Origin of the sequence: Streptomyces sp. NPDC012825 (genome assembly GCF_042900925.1) — a bacterium.
Classification (GTDB): Bacteria; Actinomycetota; Actinomycetes; order Streptomycetales; family Streptomycetaceae; genus Streptomyces.
In genome coordinates this window covers 411,157-433,683 of the sequence record NZ_JBIBBZ010000004.1, presented here as the reverse complement: position 1 = coordinate 433,683, position 22,527 = coordinate 411,157, and the positions used below count along the sequence as shown (strand labels likewise).

Here is a 22,527-nt window from a genome sequence, read left to right as displayed (position 1 = left end):
GAGGGTGCGGCGGACCCGTTCGTACGGTTCGGGCTACTCCACGATCTTCAGGAGCTTGTTGGCGGTGCCGGGAGAGGCGTTGCCGATCTTGTCGGCGGTCGCGCCGCCGGTCAGCGCCTCGGTGACCTGGGCCGGGGTGGCGTCGGGGTGGCCGGCGAGGTAGACGGCGGCGGCGCCGACGACGTGCGGGGTGGCCATGGACGTGCCGGAGATGGTCTTGGTCCCGGTGTCGCTGTCGTTCCAGGCGGAGGTGATGTCCGAGCCGGGGGCGTAGATGTCCACGACGGAGCCGAAGTTGGAGAAGCTGGACTGCTGGTCGTCCTTGGTGGAGGAGGCGACGGTGATCGCCTCGGGCACGCGGGACGGGGAGCCCTGGCCGGCGTCGGCGGACTCGTTGCCGGCGGCGACGCCGAAGGTGACGCCGGAGGCTATGGCCTTCCTGACCGCTTCGTCGAGGGCCGGGTCGGCGCTGCCGCCGAGGCTCATATTGGCGACGGACGGGCCCTTGTGGTTCTGGGTGACCCAGTCGATGCCGGCGATGACCTGCTCGGTGGTGCCCGAGCCGTTGTCGTCGAGGACGCGGACGGCCACGATCTTCGCCTTCTTGGCGACGCCGTGGGTGGTTCCGGCGATGGTGCCGGCGACGTGGGTGCCGTGGCCGTTGCCGTCCTGGGCGGTGTCGTCGTTGTCGATGGCGTCGAAGCCGTCGGAGGCGCGACCGCCGAAGTCGCCGTGGCTGACGCGGACGCCGGTGTCGATGACGTACGCGGTGACGCCCTCGCCCGCGGCGTCGGGGTAGGTGTACTTCCGGTCGCCGGCGGTGTCCGCCTGGTCGACCCGGTCCAGGCCCCAGGAAGGCGGGTTCTCCTGGGTCTCGTTGATGGTGAAGGTGCGGTTCTGGACGACCTTCGCGACGGCCGGGTCGGCGGCGAGGCGCTTGGCCTCGGTCTCGGTGAGGTCGTTGACGGAGAATCCGTTGACGCGGGAGTCGTAGCTGCGGCGCAGGGTGCCGCCGTACTCCTTCGCCAGCTCGGTCTTGCCGGCCTTGTCGGCCTTCTCGCCGAGCAGTACGACGTAGCTGCCCGCGACGGCGTTCTCGGCGCCGAGGCCGTAGACGGTCCCCTCGGCGGGAGCGGGGGCCGCGCCGGCGAACGGTCCGGCGGCGACGGTCACTCCGGCCGCCGCGGCGATCGCGGTCGCGACGGCGACGATCCTGAACTTGCGGGCACGCTTGTGAGTTGCCATGAAAGAAGGCTCTCCTCGTCAGGATTTGTGGGGGGTTGGGCCTCCGGAAGGAAACTCTCCGGCGGCTCGCTCGAAACCCTGACCGATTGACGAGTGCAAATCAACGGGCCTTCACAGAGCTATGACTTTCTCAACAAGGTTTCTTAAAAAGTGAAGGGACAAGTCACCCCAACTCGACCACCGATCTGGCAACTTGAGTGACGCCGGAGGGGCAGGGCGCCGTGGACCGGTCGCCGAGGGCCTGTCACCCGGGGTGGAGAAACCGCAAACAGGTGTGCCCGCCGTACGTGCGTACGGCGGGCACACCCGTGGTGTGGGACGAGGAGCGTCAGAGCGCGGTCGGGAACCGGTCCCAAACCCGGTGCTTGGCCAGGAGCGGGGTCAGGCCCGACAGGACCGCCTCGCCGCTGTCCGCGAGGACGACGCCCGGGGCGCCGGTGGGCACCGAGGCCGCCTCCAGGACGCTCTCCGCGCCCGCCCAGCCGCCGATGGCCTTGGCGTGCCGGAACGCCTCGGAGAGGAGCAGGGCCAGGCGCGGGTCGACGGCCGCCCCGCCCTGACCCGGTTCGCCCGCCTTGGCGTCGCGGGCCCCCTGGGCGTCGGCACCCGGGACAGGGGTGCCGGCGACGACGAGGGCGTCGAACTCGATCGAGCGCGCGGTGGCGAAGGTCCGCTGGACGGTGATCGGGTCGGCGTCGCCGCCGATCGTCCCGCCCGCGGGCGCGATGACCAGCGGGACCATGCCCGCGTCCAGGACCGCCTGGCGCAGGGTGCGCACGCCGTCGGCGTCGGCGGAACCGTCGGCGACGATGCCGATGATCCGTCCGTCGGCGGGCCACTCCCCGCCGATCTGCGAGAGCGCGGGGCTGGGCGGGGAGTCCGGCGCCGGCTCGGTGGCCGTCGGGACGGACATGCCGAGGCCGGTGGCGACCTGGGCGCACAGCTCGGAGTCGATGTTGGCCAGCGCCCGGAGCTGGCGCTCCTTGATGGCGTTGTCCCAGCACTTGCCGAGTTCGAAGGTGTAGGCCGCGATGATGTGCTCGCGCTCGACCGGGGTCATGCTCAGCCAGAAGAGGCGCACCTGGCTGAAGTGGTCGCCGTACGAGGCGGGCGCCTCGCGGACCTTGCGTCCGGCCGGGACCTCGACGGGGACCTCGACGAAGGCACCGGTGTCGGCGCCCGCGAAGAACGGGCAGCCGCCGTCCAGCGAGTTCGGCTTGTAGGGCGCGACGCCGGTGTGCACGGCCTGCTGGTGGAAGCCGTCGCGGAGCATGTCGTTGACGGGGGCGTGCGGCCGGTTGATCGGGATCTGGTTGAAGTTGGGTCCGGCCAGACGGGTGATCTGGGTGTCCAGGTAGGAGAAGAGGCGTCCGGCGAGCAGCGGGTCGTCGGTGACGTCGATGCCGGGTACCAGGTGGCCGACGTGGAAGGCGACCTGCTCGGTCTCGGCGAAGTAGTTGCTCGGGTTGCGGTTGAGGGTGAGCAGGCCGATCGGCTGGACCGGGGCGAGCTCCTCGGGGACGATCTTCGTGGAGTCGAGCAGGTCGATGCCCTCGAAGGTCTGGTCGGGGGTGTCGGGGAAGGTCTGGATGCCCAGCTCCCACTGCGGGTACGCGCCCGCCTCGATGGCGTCGGCGAGGTCCCGGCGGTGGAAGTCGGGGTCCACGCCGCCCGCGATCTGCGCCTCCTCCCAGACCAGCGAGTGCACGCCCAGCTTGGGCTTCCAGTGGAACTTCACCAGCGTCGTGGCGCCCTCGGCGTTGACGAGGCGGAAGGTGTGGACGCCGAACCCCTCCATCGTCCGGTAGGAGCGGGGGATGCCCCGGTCGGACATGTTCCACATGGCGTGGTGCTGGGCCTCGGTGTGGAGCGACACGAAGTCCCAGAAGGTGTCGTGGGCGCTCTGGGCCTGCGGGATCTCCCGGTCCGGGTGGGGCTTGCCCGCGTGGATGACGTCGGGGAACTTGATGGCGTCCTGGATGAAGAAGACCGGGATGTTGTTCCCGACGAGGTCGAAGACGCCCTCCTCGGTGTAGAACTTCGTCGCGAAGCCCCGGGTGTCGCGGACCGTGTCGGCCGAGCCGCGCGAGCCGAGCACGGTCGAGAACCGGACGAAGACCGGGGTCTCGGCGTCGGCGGCGAGGAAGGCCGCCTTCGTCACGCCCGTCGCCGTGCCGTACGACTGGAAGACGCCGTGCGCGCCGGCGCCGCGGGCGTGGACCACGCGCTCCGGGATCCGCTCGTGGTCGAAGTGCATGATCTTCTCGCGCAGGTGGTGGTCCTGGAGCAGGACCGGCCCGCGGGGGCCCGCCTTGAGCGAGTGGTCGGTGTCGTACAGCCGGGTGCCCTGCGCGGTGGTCAGGTACGAGCCGCTCTGCGCGACCCGGGCCTGGTCCGCGCCGGTCGGCTGGCCGGTGGGGCTGACCGTCTCCGGGCCGGTCTGGTCCGGCTTGGGCGGCAGCGGGCCGCGCGGTTCGGTGGGTTCCTCGACCGGTACGGGCTCCGGGGAGGGTGCCCCGGGGACGCCCTCGGCAGGGCCGGTCTCCCGGAAGGGCTCGGTCAGCTTCTCGACGGCTGCCTTGAGGGGGTTCTCGTGGGACATCGTCTCTCCGTGGTCGGGGGCAGGGGACTACGTAGCCATGACCGGTCACCGGGGCGCCGTAACGGATGCGCCGCCGATCTCCGCCCAACGGCACAGCACCGGCCGCGCCGGCGTACCGGAGGGGCCGCTTCGATGCGGCCCCTCCGGTACGCCGGACACGGGCGGACCCGTCGGGTGCGGGCGGCGGCCCCGGTGCCGTCACCTGCGGGGAAGGGGCCGTGGGTGACGGTTTCGTACGGGCGCCGCTCGCTCACCCGCCGCCTGCCCCTTCGTCCGCACCCCACACCTGCTTTTCCCGGCCCGTACTCGAAGTTCTCCGGCGGGGACATCGTTCTCCCGGTCGTGTGCACGGTGAGGGAGGGCCTTCGGGCCGTAGGGTTCGGCGCGTCCGGCACGAGCACCCGTCCGCCCGCCCGCGCAGTGCGCATCCCGTCCTCCCCGTCCCCGAACTCCGCGAGCTTCCGACGTGACGCCTTCCTCTCCGGGAGCGTGCCGCACGTCGTCGGGGTCCGTCTCCGGCTGGAACACGGCGGAAAGGTGCTGCCGGATCTTCGGCACCCCGACCCGGCGTACGCGGGGAACCCGTGGCACTTCCTCGCCGGGCACCGCGAGGCGGAGTCGGCGACCGCGGGTCTCGTCCGCGAGGCGTACGAGGAGGCCGGGCTCGTGACCGGCCCGGCCGGCCTCGACCTCGCGCACGTCGTCCACCCGCCGCACCGGCCCGGGGTTCCGCCACGCGTCCATCCGTTCTTCCGCGTCCACCGCCGGGAGGGCGTCCCGGAACTGCGCGAGCCCGACAGGTGCGCGGCCCAGCGGTGGTGGGACCCCGAGGACCTTCCCGACGACCTCGTCCCCCACGACCGCGCGGCGAGCGAGGGCGTCGGGGCCGGACGGCCGCGCGCGGGGACGGGGTGGCAGTGCCGAGGGGTCGTGCCGTGGTCGGCGGCGCGCCAGCGATTCGTCAGCGGTGTGCCAGCGGGAGACGTGTCCCGCGGTGAGCGGAGGGCGGTGGAATGGTTCCGTACCGGTACCCACGAGGTCACCGGACCGGCGATCCGCCCTGACTCACCGGGAGGCACCATGAGCAAGGACCTGAGCACCCTCGCGGACGACATCCTCGAGCTCGAGGCCGAGACCTTCGAGATCTCGGACTACTCGGACGCCAGCGAGGTCGTGCTGGCCGGTTGCACCAGCACCAGCTCCACCTCGACCTCCAGCTCCACCTGCAGCACCACCTCCTGCTCCGCCTGACCCGTCGTCGGGCTCGGAGCGCCCACCGGCCCGCGGCCGGTGCGGACCGCGCCCGGTCGGCGCCCCTCCTCGTGGAGGGGTGCCGGCCGGGCGTTCCGCATGCCGTCGCACCGCCCCCTCCGGGACGCGCGTGAATACCTCCGCAACACCCGGAAAACTTCTCACGGACGTCAAGTCGCTTACGGATAAGGCGAGTTCACCGGACGGGTGACGAGAACGCCTCCACCAGTGACGCTGTCGTCGCACGCTCAGCCCCAGTCTCCCCGCGTACCTCTCCGGCATTTCGCGGACCCCCTTGACCGTGCGATCTACGCAGGTAGACACTCACCACTGCCACACGGCCGAACCGCGCGTGAAGAGGGCTCCACGGGTGCTCCTTCCTGTCCGCGGCCGTGGGACGCGTCTTCCGGGAGCGCCGTGGCGGCCCGGTCCGGCAGGGGTTCAACCGTCAACGGAGGGAACTCGGTGCGCTTCCAGTTGCTCGGTCCGCTCAGCATCACCGACGGGCGTGACGTGGTGGTCCTCCCACCGGCCAAACCGACGTCGCTCCTCGCGGCGCTCCTGGTGCGCCCCGGCGAAGTGGTCCCGACGTCCCGTCTCCGGCAGGCGGTCTGGGGCGAGGAGCAGCCGGCGACGGCGAAGGCGGCCCTGCAGAGCTGTGTCCTGCGACTGCGCCGCCTCTTCGCCAAGTACGGCATAGAGGACCGGGCGGTGGTCGCGGTCGCCGGCGGTTACCTCCTCCCCGCCGACGGCGACACCCTCGACCTGCTGCACTTCCGCCGGCTGACCGCCGAGGCCAAGGGGGCCGGGGAGGCCGAACTCCCCCTGTTACGCAGGGCCCTCGACCTGTGGCGGGGCCCCCTCCTCACGAACGTCCCCTCCGAACTCCTGCACCGCGACGAGGTGCCCCGGCTGGTCGAGGAGCGGTTACGGGTCCTGGAACGCGTTTGCGAGATCCAGCTCGCCCGGGGTCGATGTCGCGACGTCCTGGTGGACCTGTGGGAGGCCACCCGGGCCCGCCCCCAGCACGAGGGGCTCGCCGCCCAGCTGATGCGGGCGCTCTACCGGGTGGGACGGCAGAACGAGGCACTGGCCGAGTACCGGCGGATCAGGGCCCACCTCCGGGACGAGCTGGGCGTCGATCCGGGCACGGAACTGCAAGAACTGGAACTGGCCATTCTGCGCGGCGACGAACCCCGGGGGCCTGTTTCGGACACCGCGGCACTCGCGCCCGCGTCGGCCCCGTCGTCCGCCCCGCCCCCGTTCTCGTCCCCCGCCCCGCTCCCGTCGCCCGCGCTCTCCTCACCCCCGTCGCCCGCGTCCCCGGCACCCGGATCCGCGCCGCTCACGCCTCACCGCCCACCCGACGGGCCGGGGGCCCCGGCCGGAGCCCGTTCCGCCGCGGGCGGCCGTCCGGGGCCGCGCCTGCCCCACGTCCCCGGTTTCACCGGCCGCACCCACGAGACCGCCGCCCTGGTGAGCCACCTCGGCGAGGGCGGGCGGAACGGCTCCGTCCCGGTGCTCGCGGTGGTCTCGGGCGGTCCGGGCATGGGCAAGACCGCACTGGCCCTGCACGCCGCGCACCTGGTGGCCGACCGGTACCCGGCGGGCGCCGTACTGCTGTCGCCGAGCGGACCCGACGGCACGCCCCGGCCCGTCGACGAGGCCGCCGCGGAGCTGCGCGCGCTCCTCCCCTCCGGCGCCCCGCCCGGCTCCTCCCTGGCCATCCTCGACGACGTCGTCCACCCGGACCAGGTACGGCGGTTCCTCGACTCGACCGGCTGCGGCGCCGTCGTCGTCACCAGCCGCATGGGTCTGGCCGCCCTGGTCGCCACCCACGGACCCGCGGTGTTCCAGCTCGGCGCCCTGTCGCCGCAGGAGTCCCGCGCGCTCCTGACCGCCGTCCTGGGACGGGAGCGGGTGGCGGCCGAGACCGGGTCCGTGCACGCCCTCACGGAGGCCTGCGGACGCGTACCGCTGGCCCTGCGGATCGTCGCGGCCCGGCTGCTCACCCGGCCGAGGACACGTCTGGCCGACCACACCGCGTGGCTGCTGCGGGACCTGCCCGCCCGACTCGCGCTCCCCGACGATCCCCGGATGTCCGTGCCGCTCGCCCTCGACGCGGCCCTGCGCCGCCTGCCCGCCGCGCTCGCCGACGCGCACCTGCGACTCGCGCGCCTCGAGGGAAGGATCACCGCGCCGGACGCGGCCGATGTCCTCTCCCTCTCCGAGGCGGACGCCGAGGAGGTGCTCGAACGGCTCCTCGACACCGGGCTCGTCGAGGAGGACCAGCCCGGAGCCCTCCGCATGAACCCGCTCTTCCGCGCCCACGCGCTGCACCGCTCCGCCCGCGCCGACGTCGTCCCCCGGTCCCTCGTCGCCACGGTCCGGCACGCGTTGCCGTCCGGGGCCACCTGACGCCCGGCGCCCCCCGTTCCCGCTCCGCCCCTGCCACGGGGAACGGCCGACCGGCCCGTGCTCCGCGACCCCGCAGTCCCGCCTTTCAGTTCCTCGCGGCCCACGAGGCCCCGACCCGGAGGTGCGTTCCCCGCATGCCCACGACGCCGTACGAGGAGACCGCCGGCACCCGGCCCAGGGTGCGCCGCGACGTGCTGTTCACCGAGACGCCCCAGGGCGTGATCTTCCACAACGCCGACGGCGGCTTCCGGCTCAGTTCCCCGTCCGCCTACCGCTTCGCCACCCTCCTCGTCCCCCATCTGGACGGCAGCCGGACGGTGGCCGAGATCTGCGAGGGCTTCGGGGAACCGCAGAAGGCGATGGTGGGCGGCCTGGTGAAGGCGCTGTACGCCCGTGGCTTCGCCCGGTCCGTACCGGATCCGGCCGAGGGGGACGCGTCCGTGGAACCGGCGGTCGCCGCCCGTTTCGCGCAGCAGATCGCGTACGTCGACCACTACGCCGACGGCGCCGAGGGCCGGTTCGCCGCCTTCCGGAACACCCGGGTCGCCGTGCTCGGAGACGGCCAGGCCGCCCGCTGGTGCGCGCTCTCCCTGATCCGCAACGGCTGCGCCTCCGTCGGCGTCGAGGCCGCCCTGGCCGAGGGGCCCGCCACGGCGGCGGAGTTCGGCGCGCTCCGGGCGGAGGCGGAGGAGCTCACCGCCGGAGGCAGCCCCGTGGAGGTGACCGTGCTGCCGGACGCCGGTTCCGGCGGGGCCGGCGGCTGGGAGGCGTACGCGGGGTACGACGTGGTGGTGGCCGCCGCCGGGCGCGACGCGTTCGGGACCTCGGTGGCCCTCCTCGAGAGGGGCGTTCCGGAGGGGCGCCTCCTGCTCCCCGCCTGGACGTTCGGCGGGCGGGTGGTGGTCGGACCGCTCGGCACGCCGGACTCCGAGGGCTGTGTGGCCTGCGCGGCCCTGCGGCTCGGCGCCACGGGGGACGCGGCGGTGGCGGCCGACCTGTGGAGCGGTCTCGCCCTGAACGGACGCGAGGGCCGGGAGCGTCACGGAACCACGCCGCGCGGACCACTCGCCGCGATGCTCGGGAACCTGCTCGGGTACGAGGTGTTCCGGCTGGTCACGGAGGCGCTGCCGTCCGAGACGCGGGGGCAGGTGCTGCTCCAGGACACGGCCTCCTTCGACGTACTGGCGGAGCGGCTGCTGCCCCATCCGCGCTGTCCGTTCTGCCGGACGCCGGCCGTCCCGGCCGGACCCGTCGACCTCGCGGAGGCCGCGGGGCGGCCCGCCTTCCGGCCGGTGGTCGCCACCGCTCCCGAGGACGGGGCGACCGAGGGGCCGCTCGCGGACCTCGGCCGGCGCTCGCTCGCGGTCCGGCCCTCCGTCGGGGTCTTCCGCCGGTACGCGGACGAACCGGTCGTCCAGACCCCGCTGAAGGTCGGCGCCGTGGAGGTCGGCCTCGGCGCGGCCGGGACTCGGACCGTCGTCGCCTTCGACGTCCAGCACACGGCGGGCGCCCGGCTGCGCGCCCTCGACGCCGCCGCCGTGGTGTACGCCGAACACGTCGTCCCCGCCGTCCTCGCCCCGTCCGGCCCGGGAACCGGCTCCCCCGCGGGCCACGGGAAGGCTCCGCACCGGGTGGATCCGGAGAAGCTGACCACGGTCACCGGTGCCGGCGGCGACCCGGTGGCCTCCTGGGCCCCGGCCACGTCGCTCCTGACCAAGGAGCCGGCCCTGGTGCCGGCCGGCGCCGTCCGCCCCTTCGGGCCCGACAACCAGGACCGCCGCTTCGAGCCGTCCCGTGCCGGAGCGGGCGCGGGGACCGGTCTGCCGGAGGCCGCGGCGGCCGGTCTGCTGTCCGCGCTCGCCCACGACGCGCTGCGGCGGTCCGTACGGGGAGCGGGGCGTACGGCGACGATCCCCCCGGCCGTGTTCGACGAGGTCCCCGAGACCCGCTTCCTGCTGCGTTCCGCCGGACACCTGGGCCTGGACGTCGAACTCCTCGACCTCGGGGAGGGGGAGCGCACGGGGGTGTCCGTCGTCCTCGCCAGGACCCGGCCGACGGGACCGGACGGGAAGGAGGAACGCCCGGGGCCGGGCGAACCGGGCCGCTGGGCCGTCGGTGCCGCCCTGGACCGGGCCGACGCGACCACCGACGCCCTGCGCGACCTGCTCGGCACGGCCCAGCTCGCCGCGGAGGGGGCGCTCGGCGCCGAGGGCACGCCCGACACCGGCGACCCGTTCCTCGCGGACCTCGATGCGGCCCTGGTCCCGGTGACGGCCGACGGCCCCGCGCCCACGTTCTCCGCCGTGACCTGGGGGGACGTCCTGGAACGCCTCGCCGCCGCCGGCCGGGACGCCCTCGTCGTGCCCACGCACGCCGCCGATCTGCCCGCCGCCGGCATCCGCACCGTCCGGGTCCTGCTCACCAGGGCGGCCGGCGATGACCGCTGACCTCGTCGGGGCCCGGGCCGACGGAGCCGGGGAGCCCCGGAGCGAGGCGTGCCGCCTCTTCGCCGAGGACCTCCGCCGCGCCCTGACGGAGCTGCCGTCGGCGCCCGACCGCCCGGTCCCGGACGTCATGGTCTCGGCGCTGGGCGTACGGGACGCCTTCCGGGTGCGGCGGGAGGACGCCGCCCCGCGCTCCACGCTCCCCGTCCACCTGTACGGCGGGCACGTCCTGGTCGGTCCCGGGCCCGTGGCGGACCGGCCCGGCTGCGGCGTCTGCCTGGAGCGCCGCTGGCAGAGCGTGCGGTCGGTGGGACTGCGGGAAGGCCTCGAACTGCGCGGCGGCACCCGGGAGGCGGGCTCCTGGCCCCACCGGACGCCGTTCGCCGCACGGGCCGTCGCCGCGCTGGTCGCCGGACTCACCGCCGCTCCCCCGGACGGCCGGGGTCCTTTCCCCGACGTGTGGCTCGTGGATCTGGAGCGGCTGACCGTACGGCACCATCCGCTGGTGCCGGATCCGGACTGTCCCGGCTGCGGCGTCCCGGAGCCGGTGACGGCGGAGTCGGCCGCCCTCGTGCTGCGGTCCGCGCCCCCGTACCGGCCGGGCGCCGGACGGGTGCGGCCGGTGGAGGCGTACGGCCTGCCGGTGGACGCGTTCGCCAACCCGCACTGGGGGGCGGTGGGTTCGTCGGTGGTGTGCGACGTCACCTCGCCGACCACCTCCGCCACCGTCGGCTGCTTCTCCAGCCGCTCCGGGGAGTACCTGCGGGAGACGTTCTGGGGCGGTCACGCCGACACGTACCGCGCCAGCACCCTGATCGGGGTGCTGGAAGGTCTGGAGCGCTTCGCGGGGATGCGGGCCCGGGGCCGCGCCGTCACCCCGACCGCGTCCCTGGACGAGCTGGGGCCGACCGCCGTCGACCCCCGGGAGACCGGCCTGTACGCGGAGGAGTTCCACCGGGCCAACCCGTGGGTGCCGCCCTTCGCCCCGGACCGTTCCGTCCCGTGGGTGTGGGGCTGGTCGCTGCGGGACGGGATGCCCCGCGCCGTGCCCGAGGTGCTCGCGTACTACCACAAGCCGGGGATCGAGCACCGGTTCGTCCAGGAGAGCTCCAACGGCTGCTCCTCCGGGGGGAGTCTGGAGGAGGCCGTGCTCGGCGGCCTGATGGAGGTCCTGGAGCGGGACGCCTTCCTGCTGGCCTGGCACGGCAGGCAGCCGCTCCCCGAGATCGACCCGGCGACCAGTAGCGACCCGCGCACCCGGGTCATGGTGGAGCGGATGGCCCTGTACGGGTACCGGGCCAGGTTCTTCGACACCCGGATCACCTTCCCGGTGCCCGTGGTCACCGGCGTGGCCGAGCGGTTCGACGGGGGTCCGGCCCGGATGTGCTTCGGGGCGGGAGCGTCCCTCGACCCGGAGGCGGCGCTCGCCGCGGCGCTGTGCGAGATCGCCACCGACTCGGTGCAGCTCCTCCAGCGGTTCGAACGGAACGAGGCCGGGTACCGGGCCATGGCCGAGGACTTCGGACGGATCACCAGCCTGCACGACCACCCGCTGGTGTACGCGGTGCCGGAGATGGGCCGCCACGCCGACTTCCTGCTCCGCGGAGCCGCGCCGCCCGGGCCCGTGTCCGTGTCCGACCTGCGTCCGCCCGGGTTCGACGCCCTCGGGACGGACGTGCGGGACGACCTGCTCGTGGCGGTGGAGGCCGTGACGTCCGCCGGGTTCGACGTGGTCGTCGTCGATCAGACCGCTCCCGAGCAGCGGGCCCTGGGGCTGCACACCGTGAAGGTGCTCGTGCCCGGTCTGCTGCCGCTCGACTTCGGCTGGACGCGGCAGCGCGCCCGGCACATGCCTCGCACGCGGACCGCGCTGCGCGAGGCGGGGCTGCGGCCGGACGACCTGACCGTGGCCGACCTCAACCCCGGCCCCCACCCCTTCCCGTGACGCCCCGCCGGGCAAGGCCATCCGACCGGGCGAGTGCGCCCGACGCCCCGGGAGACCGGGAGAAAGGGGGATCCCGTGGGATACGCCCATGAGTACGCGCACGCCGTGCTGCACCGCGGCCGGGTTCCGATGGAGCCCACCGACCACGTCGTGGACTGGGCCGACGGCCCACGCCGGGGCAAGTACTACCCGCGCGCCGACGCGTTCGCGCTGCCGGAGACCGAGGACCTGCCGGACGTGCCGATCGCGCCCGGTCTGCTGCCCGGCACCGGCGAGGAGCCCGCGCCCGGCGGCCACCCCGGGTTCGGCCTCCCGCTGCTGTCGGCGATGCTGAAGGACTCGTACGGGCTGATCGGCCGCCGTCTCGGGGTCCAGGCCAACACCGACCTGGCCGGGCTGCCCTACTACCACCACGCCAACTGGTCGCGCGGCACGGCGGGCGGCGGCGGGCTCTACCCGGTGGGCGTCCACTGGGCGTCCGGCCCCTCCGGCCCGCTCACCCCGGGCCTCCACTACTACGACGTCCACCGGCACGCCCTGCAACGGCTGCTGACCGGCGACGTCACGGGCCGGGTCCGCGAGGCGCTCGGCCCGGACGCGCCCGACGGGGCCCTCGACACCGACCAGTACCTGATCCTCGGCGTCAAGTACTGGCAGAACTCCTTCAAGTACAACAGCTTCTGCTTCCACGTGGTCTGCACCGACCTCGGCACCCTCGTGCAGACCTGGCGGATCTGGGCCGCCGCCCGGGGGCTGCGGCTCGCGCCCGCGCTGTGGTTCGACGAGCCCGCCCTGAACGGGCTGCTCGGGGTGCCGGGCGAGGAGGAGGCCGTGTTCGCGGTCGTGCCCCTGCGCTGGGACGCCCCCCGGGCGGGGGACGCCGAGGCCCCGCACACGGATCCGCGCCACCGGCCCGCCGTCCGGCACCGGGACGCCGAGCGCTCCCGTACCCTCCTCGTCTTCCCCCAGGTGCGCGCGATGCACCGGGCGACCCTGGAGGGCGCCGCCGCCCGGCCCGCCCCGGGCGCGCTGGCCGCCGCGGCCGCCCTCGCCGACCCGGCCGACCCGGCCGGCGCGGGGATGCGCGTCCCCCTGCCCGGACCGGACCTCCCGGACACCGGAGTGCGCCGGGCCCTGCGGGAGCGCCGTTCCAGCTTCGGGCGGTTCGACGCGCGCCGGGAGGTGTCCGCCGGGCACCTGTCGTCGGTCCTGGCGGCCTGCGCCGGGACCCGGCTGGCCGGTGACACCGATCCGTCCGGGGAGCACCGGCTCGCCCGGCTCCACGTCTTCGTCAACCACGTGGCGGGGATCGGGCCGGGCGCGTACGCGTACGACCCCGACCGGGGCGACCTGCGCGCGGTCGTCACGGGGCCGCAGGGCCCGTTCCTCCAGGAGAACTACTTCCTGGCCAATTACAACCTGGAGCAGGCCGGGGCGGTCCTGGTGCCCACCGTGCGGACCACCGCCGTCCTGGACGCCGTCGGCGACCGGGGCTACCGGCTCGCCGTCGCCACCGCCGGGGCCGTCGCCCAGAGCTTCTACCTGGCGGCCTCGGCCCTGGGTCTGGGCGCGGGCGTGGCGCTGGGCTTCGACAACGTCTCGTACGCCGAGCGGCTCGGGCTCACGGACGGCGACGAGGCCCCGCTGCTCATCATGGCCCTCGGTCACGAACGGCCCGGGCCCGCCGACTTCCGCCACGAGATCGCCTGAGGGCCCCGGAGGATTCCCCATGACACTGACAGAGTCCGGCGTCACGGACGTCCGTGACGGAGCGGCGGCCGACTGGGAGCCCGGCAGGCGCTTCGTGCTCCGCGTGGCCGGCCTCCCGGTCGAGACGGTCCACGGGCTGCGCTGCCCGGGCACGCGCCGCTGGGCCGACGCCGTGCTGGACGAGGAGGAGCGCCTCGCCGCCGAGGGGGCACTGCTCAGCGACCTCCTGCACGCCCTGGTCGGATCGACCGCCGCGCCCGCGGACGGTGACGGGGACGCCGGAGTGCGCCGCGCGCTCCTCGACCTGCGGCGGCGGATCTTCAACAACCGGCTTCCGGCCGACCCGGACGCCGCCGTGCGCCTGGTGGCGGGACTCGACCGGGAGGCCGGCGAGCGGACCGCGCGGTGGCTGCGGGACCGGGTGCGGCTCGCGGAGCTGACGGCCGAAGGAGCGGAGCTGCTCGACGGCGAACTCCGCCGGAGCCGGGGCGCTTTGCGCCGTGCGCTCGCCGAGGACCGGTTGCGCCACGGTCTGCTGCTCGCCTCGCCCGCTCTCGACGCGCGCCTCGACGCCTATCTGCGCGACACGAGTCCGCAGCCGGGCAGCCGGATGCGCAAGATCGAGCGTTCCGCGCTCACCTACCTCTACCGCACGGCCTGCAAGACCAGCCCCTTCAGCACCTTCACCGGCGTCGCGCTCGCCTCCTTCGCGGCCGCTCCGGCGGACGACGGCGCCGATCTGCGCGTCGGCGGGAAGTGGGTGAGCCGCGTACGGCTCAACGTCGTCGTGCTGACCCGGCTGACCGAGCTGATCACCGGCGACCCGGAGCGCCGCCGGGACCTGCCGGTGGTCCTCTCGCAGGGCTGGGAGCGGGACGCCGACCGCATCCGGTACGTGCGCCACGTGACGACGGCGGGCGACGACGGGGCCGCCGTCACCTTCGACGCGGTCCGCGACCGGCTGTTCTTCCTGCGCGGCGGCGGCACCCTGGACCGGCTCCTGGAGTGGCTCGGCGGCCGGGACGGGAAGGTGCGCCACCGCGATCTGGTGGACTGGCTGGACGGCGAGCACGGAGCCGGCCGCGAGGCGTGCGAACGGTACGCGTCGGCCCTCCTCGACGTCGGCATGGTGCAGGTGCCGGCGCTCCGCACGGACGTGCACGGCGGGGATCCGCTGCGCTCCTACCAGGACGCCCTGCGCTCCCTCGGCGTGCCGTGGGCCGACCGGCTCGCGGACCTCCTGGACGGCCCGGCCGACTGCCTCGCCCGCTACCCGGGGGCGGACACCGGCGAGCGGCGCGCCCTGCTGGGCACGCTGCGGAACCGGCTCCAGGAGATCCAGGCCGAGTCGGGGGCCGCCGAGCCGTCCCTGCCGCAGACGCTGGTGTACGAGGACGTCAGTGCGGGCGACGGTCTGGTCTGCGGGCCCGGCGTTCTGGGCGGGGAGACGGGCCGGGCGCTGCGGGCCGTCGAGGGGGTGCTGCCGCTGTTCGACCTGACGCTCCCCCAGCGGATCACCCTGCTCGGCTTCTTCGTCGCCCGGTACGGGCGCGGCGGCCGCTGCGACGACCTGCTCGGCCTGGTCCACGACTTCCACGAGGACTTCTTCGACCAGTACGTCTCCTTCACCTCCCGGCGGGTCCCCTTCGACGAGGGCGGGACGTACCGGCCGGAGGAGAACTGGCTCGGGCAGGAGGAGATGCGGACCCTCGACCGGGCCCGCCGCCGCTTCCACGACGGCATGCGCGTCCTGTGGGAGCGGGAGGTGGGCCCGGAGACGGAGGAGGTCGAGCTGCCGGGCGCCCTGCTCGCGGAGACGGCCGGCGAACTCTCGCCGCTCTCCGGGCGCTTCGTCCCGCAGAGCCACCACCTCCAGCTCTCCAGGCCCCCCGGGGGACGGCCGCTCGTCGTGCTCAACAAGTCGTACGGCGGCCTCGCCTTCCCCTTCAGCCGGTTCACCCACCTGTACGACGGTGCCGGGGCGGCGGGCTCCGGTCTCTCCGAGGCCCTGCGCGCGGAGACGGCGGCGCGGCGGCCTGAGGGGGCGGTTTTCGCGGAGGTCACCGGAGGACCGGTCAGCAGCAACCTGAACCTGCACGGACGGCTGACCTACCACCAGATCGTCTGTCCGGGCGAGACCAGCACCGTGCCCGAGGAGTTCCGGATCCACCTCGACGACCTGTACGTCGAGCACGACGAGACGGCCGGGCGGCTGGTGCTCCGCTCCCGGCGCCTCGGCCGTGAGGTCGTGCCGGTCTACCTCGGCTACCTCGTGCCGATCGCGCTCCCCGACATCCCCCGCACCCTGCTCCTGCTCTCCCCCAGCACCATGGCCCCCCTCGACGTGTGGGCGGGGGTGCCGGAGGGCGCGGCCGTGGACGGGGTCGCCCGCAGGCCCCGGATCCGGCACGGGGACGTGGTGGTCGGGCGGCGGAGCTGGACCGCGCCCGCGGAGGTCCTGCCGGTCCGCCGCCCGGGGACGGGCGAGGAGGAGCACTACCTGGACTGGCAGCGGTGGCGGCGGGCCCACGGCCTGCCCGACCGCTGCTTCGCCACGGTCTCCCGGGCGGACCGGGGGCCGGTCGGGGCCAAGCCTGCCCACGTCGACTTCGACAGCCCGCTGTCCCTGGCCGCGTTCGACGCGCTGGTGGAGCGGAAGCCCGGTGTCCGGGTGGCGTTCCAGGAGATGCTGCCCGCCGAGGACGGGCTCCACGTCACCTCGGAGCGCGGCCGGCACGTGGCCGAACTCGCGGTGGAGACCTTCACCACCCGCCGGGCCGCCGCACACCGTCCCGTTCCGCAGTCCCGCCCCGTCCCGTCGTCCGGCCCGGAGGTCGCCCCGTCATGCCCGAACTGACCGAGCCCGCGGCCTTCCGCCCCGCCCCGGAGGGGGCCGGCGCCTCCCCCTGGCTGGCGTTGCACGTCTTCTACGCCGCCAACCCCCGCCCCCTCCTGGTCGACTGCGTCCGCCCGCTGGTCGACGGGCTCACCGAGGACGGCCTGCTGGCCGGGCACTTCTTCATCACCTACTGGCTGGAGGGGCCGCACGTGCGGCTGCGGCTCCGCCCGAGCGCTCCCGGCGCCGAGGCCGAGGTGCGCCGGCGCGCCGAGGAGGCGATCCGGGGCTTCCTGAAGTCCCGCCCAGCCCTCTACGAGGTCGACTCGGGCTTCCTCAAGGACTTCTACAACTCGCTCTTCGACATCGAGTTCCCGGGCGAGGACCGCGCCCGGTACATGGGCCCGGACGGACGGATGAGCCTGCGGCCGAACAACTCCTTCTCGTACGAGGTGTACGCCCCCGAGTACGCCAAGTACGGCGGTCCCGCCGGGGTGGAGCTCGCCGAGTGGCACTTCCGGCACTCCAGCGACCTGGTCCTGGAGGCGTACCGGAGCATGAACCTGCACCTGCGGACGGTGCTGCTCGGGACGTCCGCCCAGCTCATGATGGTGATGGCGAGCTGCTTCCTCCCTGAGGAGGAACGGCTCGCGGACTACCTCGACTCCTACTACGCCTTCTGGCACCGGCTGTTCCCGGGGACGGGGTTCATCGGATCCACCGAGTACGAGCGCACGTACGAGCGGATGGCTCCCTCCCTCGGGGCCCGGTTCGCGCGGATCCGGGAGGCCGTGGTGGGCGGCGGACCGTCGGGGCTGCCGGTGTTCCTGCGCCGCTGGGCCGAGCACTGCCTGGAGCTGCGGGAGCGGGTGGTGGGCCTCACCGAGCGGGGCGACCTCGCCTTCCCCTCCTGGGAGGGGCCGGCCCGCGAGGACACCGGTCAGGAGCGAGCCGAGGATCCGGACGCGGCTCCCCTCGTACCCGTCACGCACGTGCCCGCGGTGCTGCCCCGGCTCCTCTCGCCGTACATGCACATGACGAACAACCGGCTGCACGTGACGATCCGGGACGAGGCGTACCTGTCGTTCGTCCTGGGCAGGGTCCTGCGGGAGCCCGGCCACGGGAAGCGGGACGTCTCTTGAGCGCCGTCGACCGGACGAACGACGATCCTTCCACCGAAGGCCGTTCCGCCGGGAGCCGGTCCGTCGCCGCCGCTCGCGCCTACCGGCCCGTGATGCGGCCGGGCGTGCTGATCGGTCCGCCGGTGCTGCGCGGCCCCCGGACCGTCCACCTCGTCAAGCACCCGGTGAGCGGCGCCGCGTTCGAGGTGGGGCCCAAGGAGCGTTTCGTCATGGGTCTGCTGGACGGCACGCGGGACGTGGACGACGTCGTGGCCGCGTACGCCGGACGTTTCCGGCTCCGCCTCCCCGAGGCGCAGTGGACCAGGCTGCTCGGGCTGCTCGGGGCCCGGGGACTGCTCGCCGGGGCGCCGGACCCGGCACCGCCCGAGCCGCCGCCCGCCCGCACCGGCACCTTCTGGAAGGGCAGCCGGCGGACGGTCGCGGACGCGCACGCGACCGCCGGGCGGCTCCACCGGCTGCTGTCGCCGCTGCTGAACCCCTGGGTCCAACTCCCCCTCGTGGTCGCGTACGCGGTGATGGCCGTCGCCGTCCTCGCGCGTCCGGCGGCCCTGCTCGACGGGCTCGCGGCCCTCCTCGCCCGTCCCCCGGTCCTGGTCCCGTTCGCCGTCCTCCTCTGGTTCAGCGTCTGCCTGCACGAGCTGGCGCACGGCGTCGCGGCCCGGCACTACGGCGGGGTGGTCACCGAGATCGGGCTGCGCTGGCGGTTCCCGGCGATGATGATGTACTGCACGGTCGACAACTACCCCTTCCTGCCCGGGCGTCGGGCGAAACTGGTGGTCGCGGCGGCCGGCGCCCACGTCAACCTGCTCCTCCTGCTGCCCGTCGGGCTCTGGTGGGCGCTCCTGGACGCGGCGGACCCGGCGCGGCCGCCGCTCACCGGGATGCTCTTCGCGGGGATCGTGCAGGCGCTGGGCAATCTGGTCCCGCTGCCGCCGCTCGACGGGTACCGGATCCTGAGCCACCTCCTGGGCACCACGCACCTCGCCCCGGAGACCCGTACCTATCTGGCGCTTCGCCGGCACGGGCGGGAGGCGGTCACCGCCTATCCGCCGCGTGCTCGCCGCCTCTACGCGTCCTACGCGGTCGCGTCGGCCGCCCTGGTGCTGCTCGCCGCCGGCGGCACCTGCGCGGTCGTCGTCCTGCTGCTGACGCGATGACCCGCCCTCGTCCACCGCACGCCCGCGTCTGCGGGAGACCACGCGATCCACGAATGAGGTATTCGGATGAGCTCCTCCCCCACCACCGGCCCCGCCGGGGCTCCCCCGGCCGTCGAGGTCACCGAGGTGACCAAGAGCTACGACGGCCGGAGGGCCGTCGACGGGGTGTCCCTGAGCATCCGGCGCGGTGAGTTCTTCGGGCTGCTCGGACCCAACGGGGCGGGCAAGTCCACCCTGGTGGAGATCATGGAAGGGCTGCGCAGGACCGACTCCGGCACGGTCTCGGTGTTCGGCGAGTCGCCCTGGCCGCGCAACACCGCGCTGCTGCCGCGCATGGGCGTGCAGACCCAGTCCTCGGCGTTCTTCGTGCGGCAGACCGTCCACGAGCACCTGCGGACCGTCGCCGCGCTGTTCGGGGCGGACCGCGCGGCCGTCGACGCCACCCTGGAGTCCGTGGGGCTCGGCGGGCGGCACGGCGTCCGGGTGGACGACCTCTCCGGCGGGCAGCGGCAGCGGCTCGCCATCGCCTCGGCGCTGGTCCACGACCCCGAGCTGATCTTCCTGGACGAGCCGACGGCCGCGCTCGACCCGGAGGGCCGGCGCGACCTGTGGGAGGTGCTGCGGGGCCTCAAGGCGGCGGGCCGGACCATCGTGTACACCACGCACCACCTGGACGAGGCGGAGGCGCTCTGCGACCGCGTCGGCATCCTGGTGGCCGGCCGGCTCGTCGTCACCGACGCGCCGCAGCACCTGATCGGCACCTTCGGCGCGAGCAGCCGGCTGCTCGTCCCGCTCGGACGGATCGACGAGGAGCGGGCCCGGTCCCTGCCCGGCGTGGACGGCGTCGCCGTGCAGGGCGGGCACCTCGTCCTGGAGACCCGCTCCACCGGCAGGGTGCTCTCCGCCCTCGACGCCGCGACGGGCCTCGACGGCGTGCAGACCCGTACGCCCAGCCTCGAGGACGTCTACCTCGAACTCACCGCCCGGCGGGACCCCCTCGCCCCGAACACCCAGGAGCAGCAGGCATGAGCGCCTACTCCGCGCTGACCGCGGCGGGCTACCGCGCGCAGGTCAGGGACAGGACGACGGTCTTCTTCACGTTCGCCTTCCCGCTCCTCTTCCTCGTCGTCTTCGGGCTCGTGTTCCGGGGGAAGGCCGTCGAGGAGAGCGGCTTCTCGTACCTGTCGTACACCGCCTCCGGGGTGCTGTCCTGGGGCGTCGCGAACGCCGCCGTGTTCGGCATCGCGTTCACGCTGATGCAGTGGCGCGCGGACGACATCCTGCGGATGATCCGGATGTCGCCCGCGCCGCTGTCCTCCGTCATCGGGTCCCGGTACGTCCTCGCGCTCGGCGTGGGGCTCGTGCAGTCGGTGCTGTTCGTGGGGGTGGCGATGCTCCCGGGGTTCGGACTCGTGCCCGCCTCGCGGTGGCCGCTGCTCGTCCCGGTCCTGGTCCTGGGCATCACGACCTTCCTGCTGCTCGGGGTGATCATCGGCAGCATCGCCGACACCCCGGAGTCGGTCGCCGGCATCGCCAACTTCCTGATCCTGCCCATGGCGTTCCTCTCCGGCTCCTTCTTCCCGCTGGACTCCATGCCGGAGTGGCTGCAGCACGTCTCCCGGGTCCTGCCGCTGCGCTACCTCAACGACGCGGTGTCGGCCGCCCTGACGGGCCGCGGCGGCCTCTCCGACATCGGGGTGGGGTGTGCGGGGCTCGTGGTGTTCGGCGTGCTCTTCGGGGCGGTCGCGGCGCGCTTCTTCCGCTGGACGAAGAGCTCATGACCGACGCCGTGCTCCCGCAGCCGCTGGCGGAGGCCCGTGACGCCCTCCAAGCCGTCCTGGACGGCCGGTTCGGCGCCGGCGCGCCCCGGGTCGTGCCCGTCGGGGCCGGGGGCGGCCGGGCCCCGGACCCGTGGGCCGCCGACCGGCCGTCGGCCCTGGTCCACCTGAGTGCGTCGGCGGTCCTGCTCGGGCCCTGGGGCGGTGACGGGAGTGCGACCGCCTGCGGCCACTGCCTGGCCCTGCGGTGGCAGCGGCTGCGCAGCCGGAGTGAGCGGGACGCGCTGGAGACCGGCGGCCCGGACGGGCCCCGGCCCGCCGCCGCCTGGCCGCCGCTCACCGGGCACGTCCACGACACGGTGGCCGCGCTGTGCGAGGCGCTGCTGCGCGGGCCGCGTCCGGCGCCGCCCGCCGCGCACCCGGCGGACCGCGCGCTGCCGCAGGTGACCCGGGTGGACCTGGCGACCCTGCTCGTCAGGACGTACCCGCTGCTCCCGGACCCGCTCTGCCCGGACTGCGGGCCGGAAGGGCGGGACCCGGCGGAGGACGGCGGCGCCCCGCCGCTCGCCCTCGTCCCGCGCCCCAAACCGGACCCGGACGGCTACCGGCTGCGGTCGGCCTTCTCGTACCCGCTCCCGGTCGACGCCCTGGCCAACCCGGTCTGCGGCGCGCTCGGGGCCGGGACCTGGACGGACGTCACCTCGTCCACGACCGCCCCGGTGGCCGGGAGCGCGTTCGTCCGGGGGTACGCGGGGCTTCACGACGTGACCTGGAGCGGACAGGAGAACTCCTTCGCCACCAGTCGGCGGCTGGCGTTCCTGGAGGGGCTGGAGCGGTACGCGGGCACACGCCGGCGCACCGGACGGGCACCGGTCGTCGCCCCGTACGACGCTCTGGGGGACGAGGCGGTCGACCCGGCGGCGTGCGGTCTGTACGCCCCGGAGACGTACCGGGACGACCCCATGGTCAGGCCCTTCGACCCGTCCCGGCCCATCCCCTGGGAGCGGGGCCGGTCGCTGCGGGACGGACGTCCCGTCCTGGTGCCGTCGCGGCTGGTCCACTACAGCGTCCCGACGGCCGACGACGACTTCGTCTTCGAGTGCTCCAACGGCTGTGCCATCGGCGGCTGCCTGGAGGAGGCGGTCCTGGGCGGCCTGCTCGAACTGGTGGAGCGGGACTCCTTCCTGAACGGCTGGTACGGGGCGGCCCGGCTGCCCCGGATCGACCTGGCGACGGTCGGCGGCCCCACGGCCGCCGCCATGGTGGAGCGGGCCGCGCTCCAGGGCTACGACGTGCACGCCTTCGACAACCGGATCGATCTCGCGATCCCCGCCGTCACGGTGGTCGGCGTGCGCCGGGACGGCGGTCCCGGCACGCTGTCCTTCGCGGCGGCGGCCTCGCTGGATCCGAGGGCGGCCGTCGAGGGCGCCCTGTCGGAGGTGCTGAGCTACATCCCGCACCTGGCGCGCCAGACGGCCGAACGCCGGGCCGAACTGGAAGCGATGGCGGACGACTTCTCCCTCGTACGCCACCTCAAGGACCATCCGCAGCTGTACGGGCTGCCCCGGATGGCGGCGTACGCGCGCGCGTACCTGGAGCACTCGGAGGCCCGCCCGTTCGGCGAGGTGTACGGGGAGTGGGAGAGCGGCGGCCGGCCCCGTACCGGGGACCTGCGGGACGACGTGTCCGTGGTCGTGGACGAGCTGGTCGAGGCCGGTCACGACGTGGTCGTCGTCGACCAGACCACGCCCGAGCAGGAGCGGGCGGGACTGCGGACGGTCGCCACGGTGGTGCCGGGGCTGCTGCCGATCGACTTCGGCTGGAACCGGCAACGGGCCCTGCTGATGCCGCGGCTGCGTACGGCGCTCCGTCGGGGCGGCCACCGTTCCCGCGACCTCACGGAGGCGGAACTCCTGCGGGCCCCGCACCCCTTCCCCTGACCCGGCCGCCGCTCCGGCCCCCGGCGCGGCGTCCGCCGGGGGCCGGGGCGCCCGTTGCT

At 74.5% G+C, this 22,527-nt stretch carries 13 protein-coding genes and 1 pseudogene; 12 read left to right on the top strand and 2 right to left on the bottom strand.

Features of this window, described 5'->3' with window-relative positions:
• Positions 1–33 precede the first annotated feature (33 nt).
• Together ACFY7E_RS13485 and ACFY7E_RS13480 are read right to left on the bottom strand one after the other, a co-directional pair.
• Positions 34–1,245: a S8 family peptidase gene (locus tag ACFY7E_RS13485; protein WP_389484146.1), complete on the bottom strand. Its 1,212-nt coding sequence runs from the start codon at positions 1,243–1,245 to the stop codon at positions 34–36.
• A gap of 328 nt (positions 1,246–1,573) precedes the next feature.
• Positions 1,574–3,847, bottom strand: coding sequence for a catalase (locus tag ACFY7E_RS13480; protein ID WP_389484143.1), 2,274 nt, complete (start codon positions 3,845–3,847; stop codon positions 1,574–1,576).
• Between the two features lie 132 nt (positions 3,848–3,979).
• Between ACFY7E_RS13480 and ACFY7E_RS13475 the strand changes: the two are divergent.
• The 12 genes and pseudogenes from ACFY7E_RS13475 to ACFY7E_RS13420 form a co-directional block, all read left to right on the top strand.
• Positions 3,980–4,699, top strand: a pseudogene (locus ACFY7E_RS13475) (NUDIX domain-containing protein); the annotation flags it as partial.
• Positions 4,700–4,927: 228 nt separating this feature from the next.
• Entirely contained in the window at positions 4,928–5,098 is a 171-nt protein-coding gene (locus ACFY7E_RS13470) for a thiazolylpeptide-type bacteriocin (RefSeq protein WP_389484242.1), read from the top strand.
• A gap of 465 nt (positions 5,099–5,563) precedes the next feature.
• Positions 5,564–7,516 carry a BTAD domain-containing putative transcriptional regulator gene (locus tag ACFY7E_RS13465; RefSeq protein ID WP_389484141.1) on the top strand — a complete coding sequence of 651 codons (1,953 nt, stop codon included), beginning with the start codon at positions 5,564–5,566 and terminating at the stop codon, positions 7,514–7,516.
• 134 nt (positions 7,517–7,650) lie between these two features.
• On the top strand, positions 7,651–9,963 hold the full coding sequence (locus tag ACFY7E_RS13460) for a TOMM precursor leader peptide-binding protein (protein WP_389484138.1): 2,313 nt from the start codon (positions 7,651–7,653) through the stop codon (positions 9,961–9,963).
• Positions 9,953–11,905, top strand: a complete 1,953-nt coding sequence (locus ACFY7E_RS13455) for a TOMM precursor leader peptide-binding protein (RefSeq protein ID WP_389484136.1) — start codon at positions 9,953–9,955, stop codon at positions 11,903–11,905. Before ACFY7E_RS13460 ends, ACFY7E_RS13455 begins: the two co-directional genes overlap by 11 nt.
• Before the next feature lie 75 nt (positions 11,906–11,980).
• A complete protein-coding gene (locus tag ACFY7E_RS13450; RefSeq protein ID WP_389484134.1) occupies positions 11,981–13,615 on the top strand; it encodes a nitroreductase family protein in 1,635 nt (544 codons plus the stop codon).
• A gap of 19 nt (positions 13,616–13,634) precedes the next feature.
• On the top strand, positions 13,635–16,472 hold the full coding sequence (locus ACFY7E_RS13445; RefSeq protein ID WP_389484132.1) for a lantibiotic dehydratase: 2,838 nt from the start codon (positions 13,635–13,637) through the stop codon (positions 16,470–16,472).
• Positions 16,460–17,593 carry a lantibiotic dehydratase C-terminal domain-containing protein gene (locus ACFY7E_RS13440; RefSeq protein WP_389484130.1) on the top strand — a complete coding sequence of 378 codons (1,134 nt, stop codon included), beginning with the start codon at positions 16,460–16,462 and terminating at the stop codon, positions 17,591–17,593. Before ACFY7E_RS13445 ends, ACFY7E_RS13440 begins: the two co-directional genes overlap by 13 nt.
• Positions 17,590–18,750 carry a metalloprotease gene (locus tag ACFY7E_RS13435; RefSeq protein WP_389484127.1) on the top strand — a complete coding sequence of 387 codons (1,161 nt, stop codon included), beginning with the start codon at positions 17,590–17,592 and terminating at the stop codon, positions 18,748–18,750. The genes ACFY7E_RS13440 and ACFY7E_RS13435 overlap by 4 nt, the downstream gene beginning before the upstream one ends.
• Before the next feature lie 66 nt (positions 18,751–18,816).
• A complete protein-coding gene (locus tag ACFY7E_RS13430; RefSeq protein WP_389484124.1) occupies positions 18,817–19,779 on the top strand; it encodes an ATP-binding cassette domain-containing protein in 963 nt (320 codons plus the stop codon).
• Positions 19,776–20,531, top strand: coding sequence for an ABC transporter permease (locus ACFY7E_RS13425; protein ID WP_389484121.1), 756 nt, complete (start codon positions 19,776–19,778; stop codon positions 20,529–20,531). Before ACFY7E_RS13430 ends, ACFY7E_RS13425 begins: the two co-directional genes overlap by 4 nt.
• On the top strand, positions 20,528–22,468 hold the full coding sequence (locus ACFY7E_RS13420; RefSeq protein ID WP_389484119.1) for a TOMM precursor leader peptide-binding protein: 1,941 nt from the start codon (positions 20,528–20,530) through the stop codon (positions 22,466–22,468). Before ACFY7E_RS13425 ends, ACFY7E_RS13420 begins: the two co-directional genes overlap by 4 nt.
• Positions 22,469–22,527: the final 59 nt, after the last annotated feature.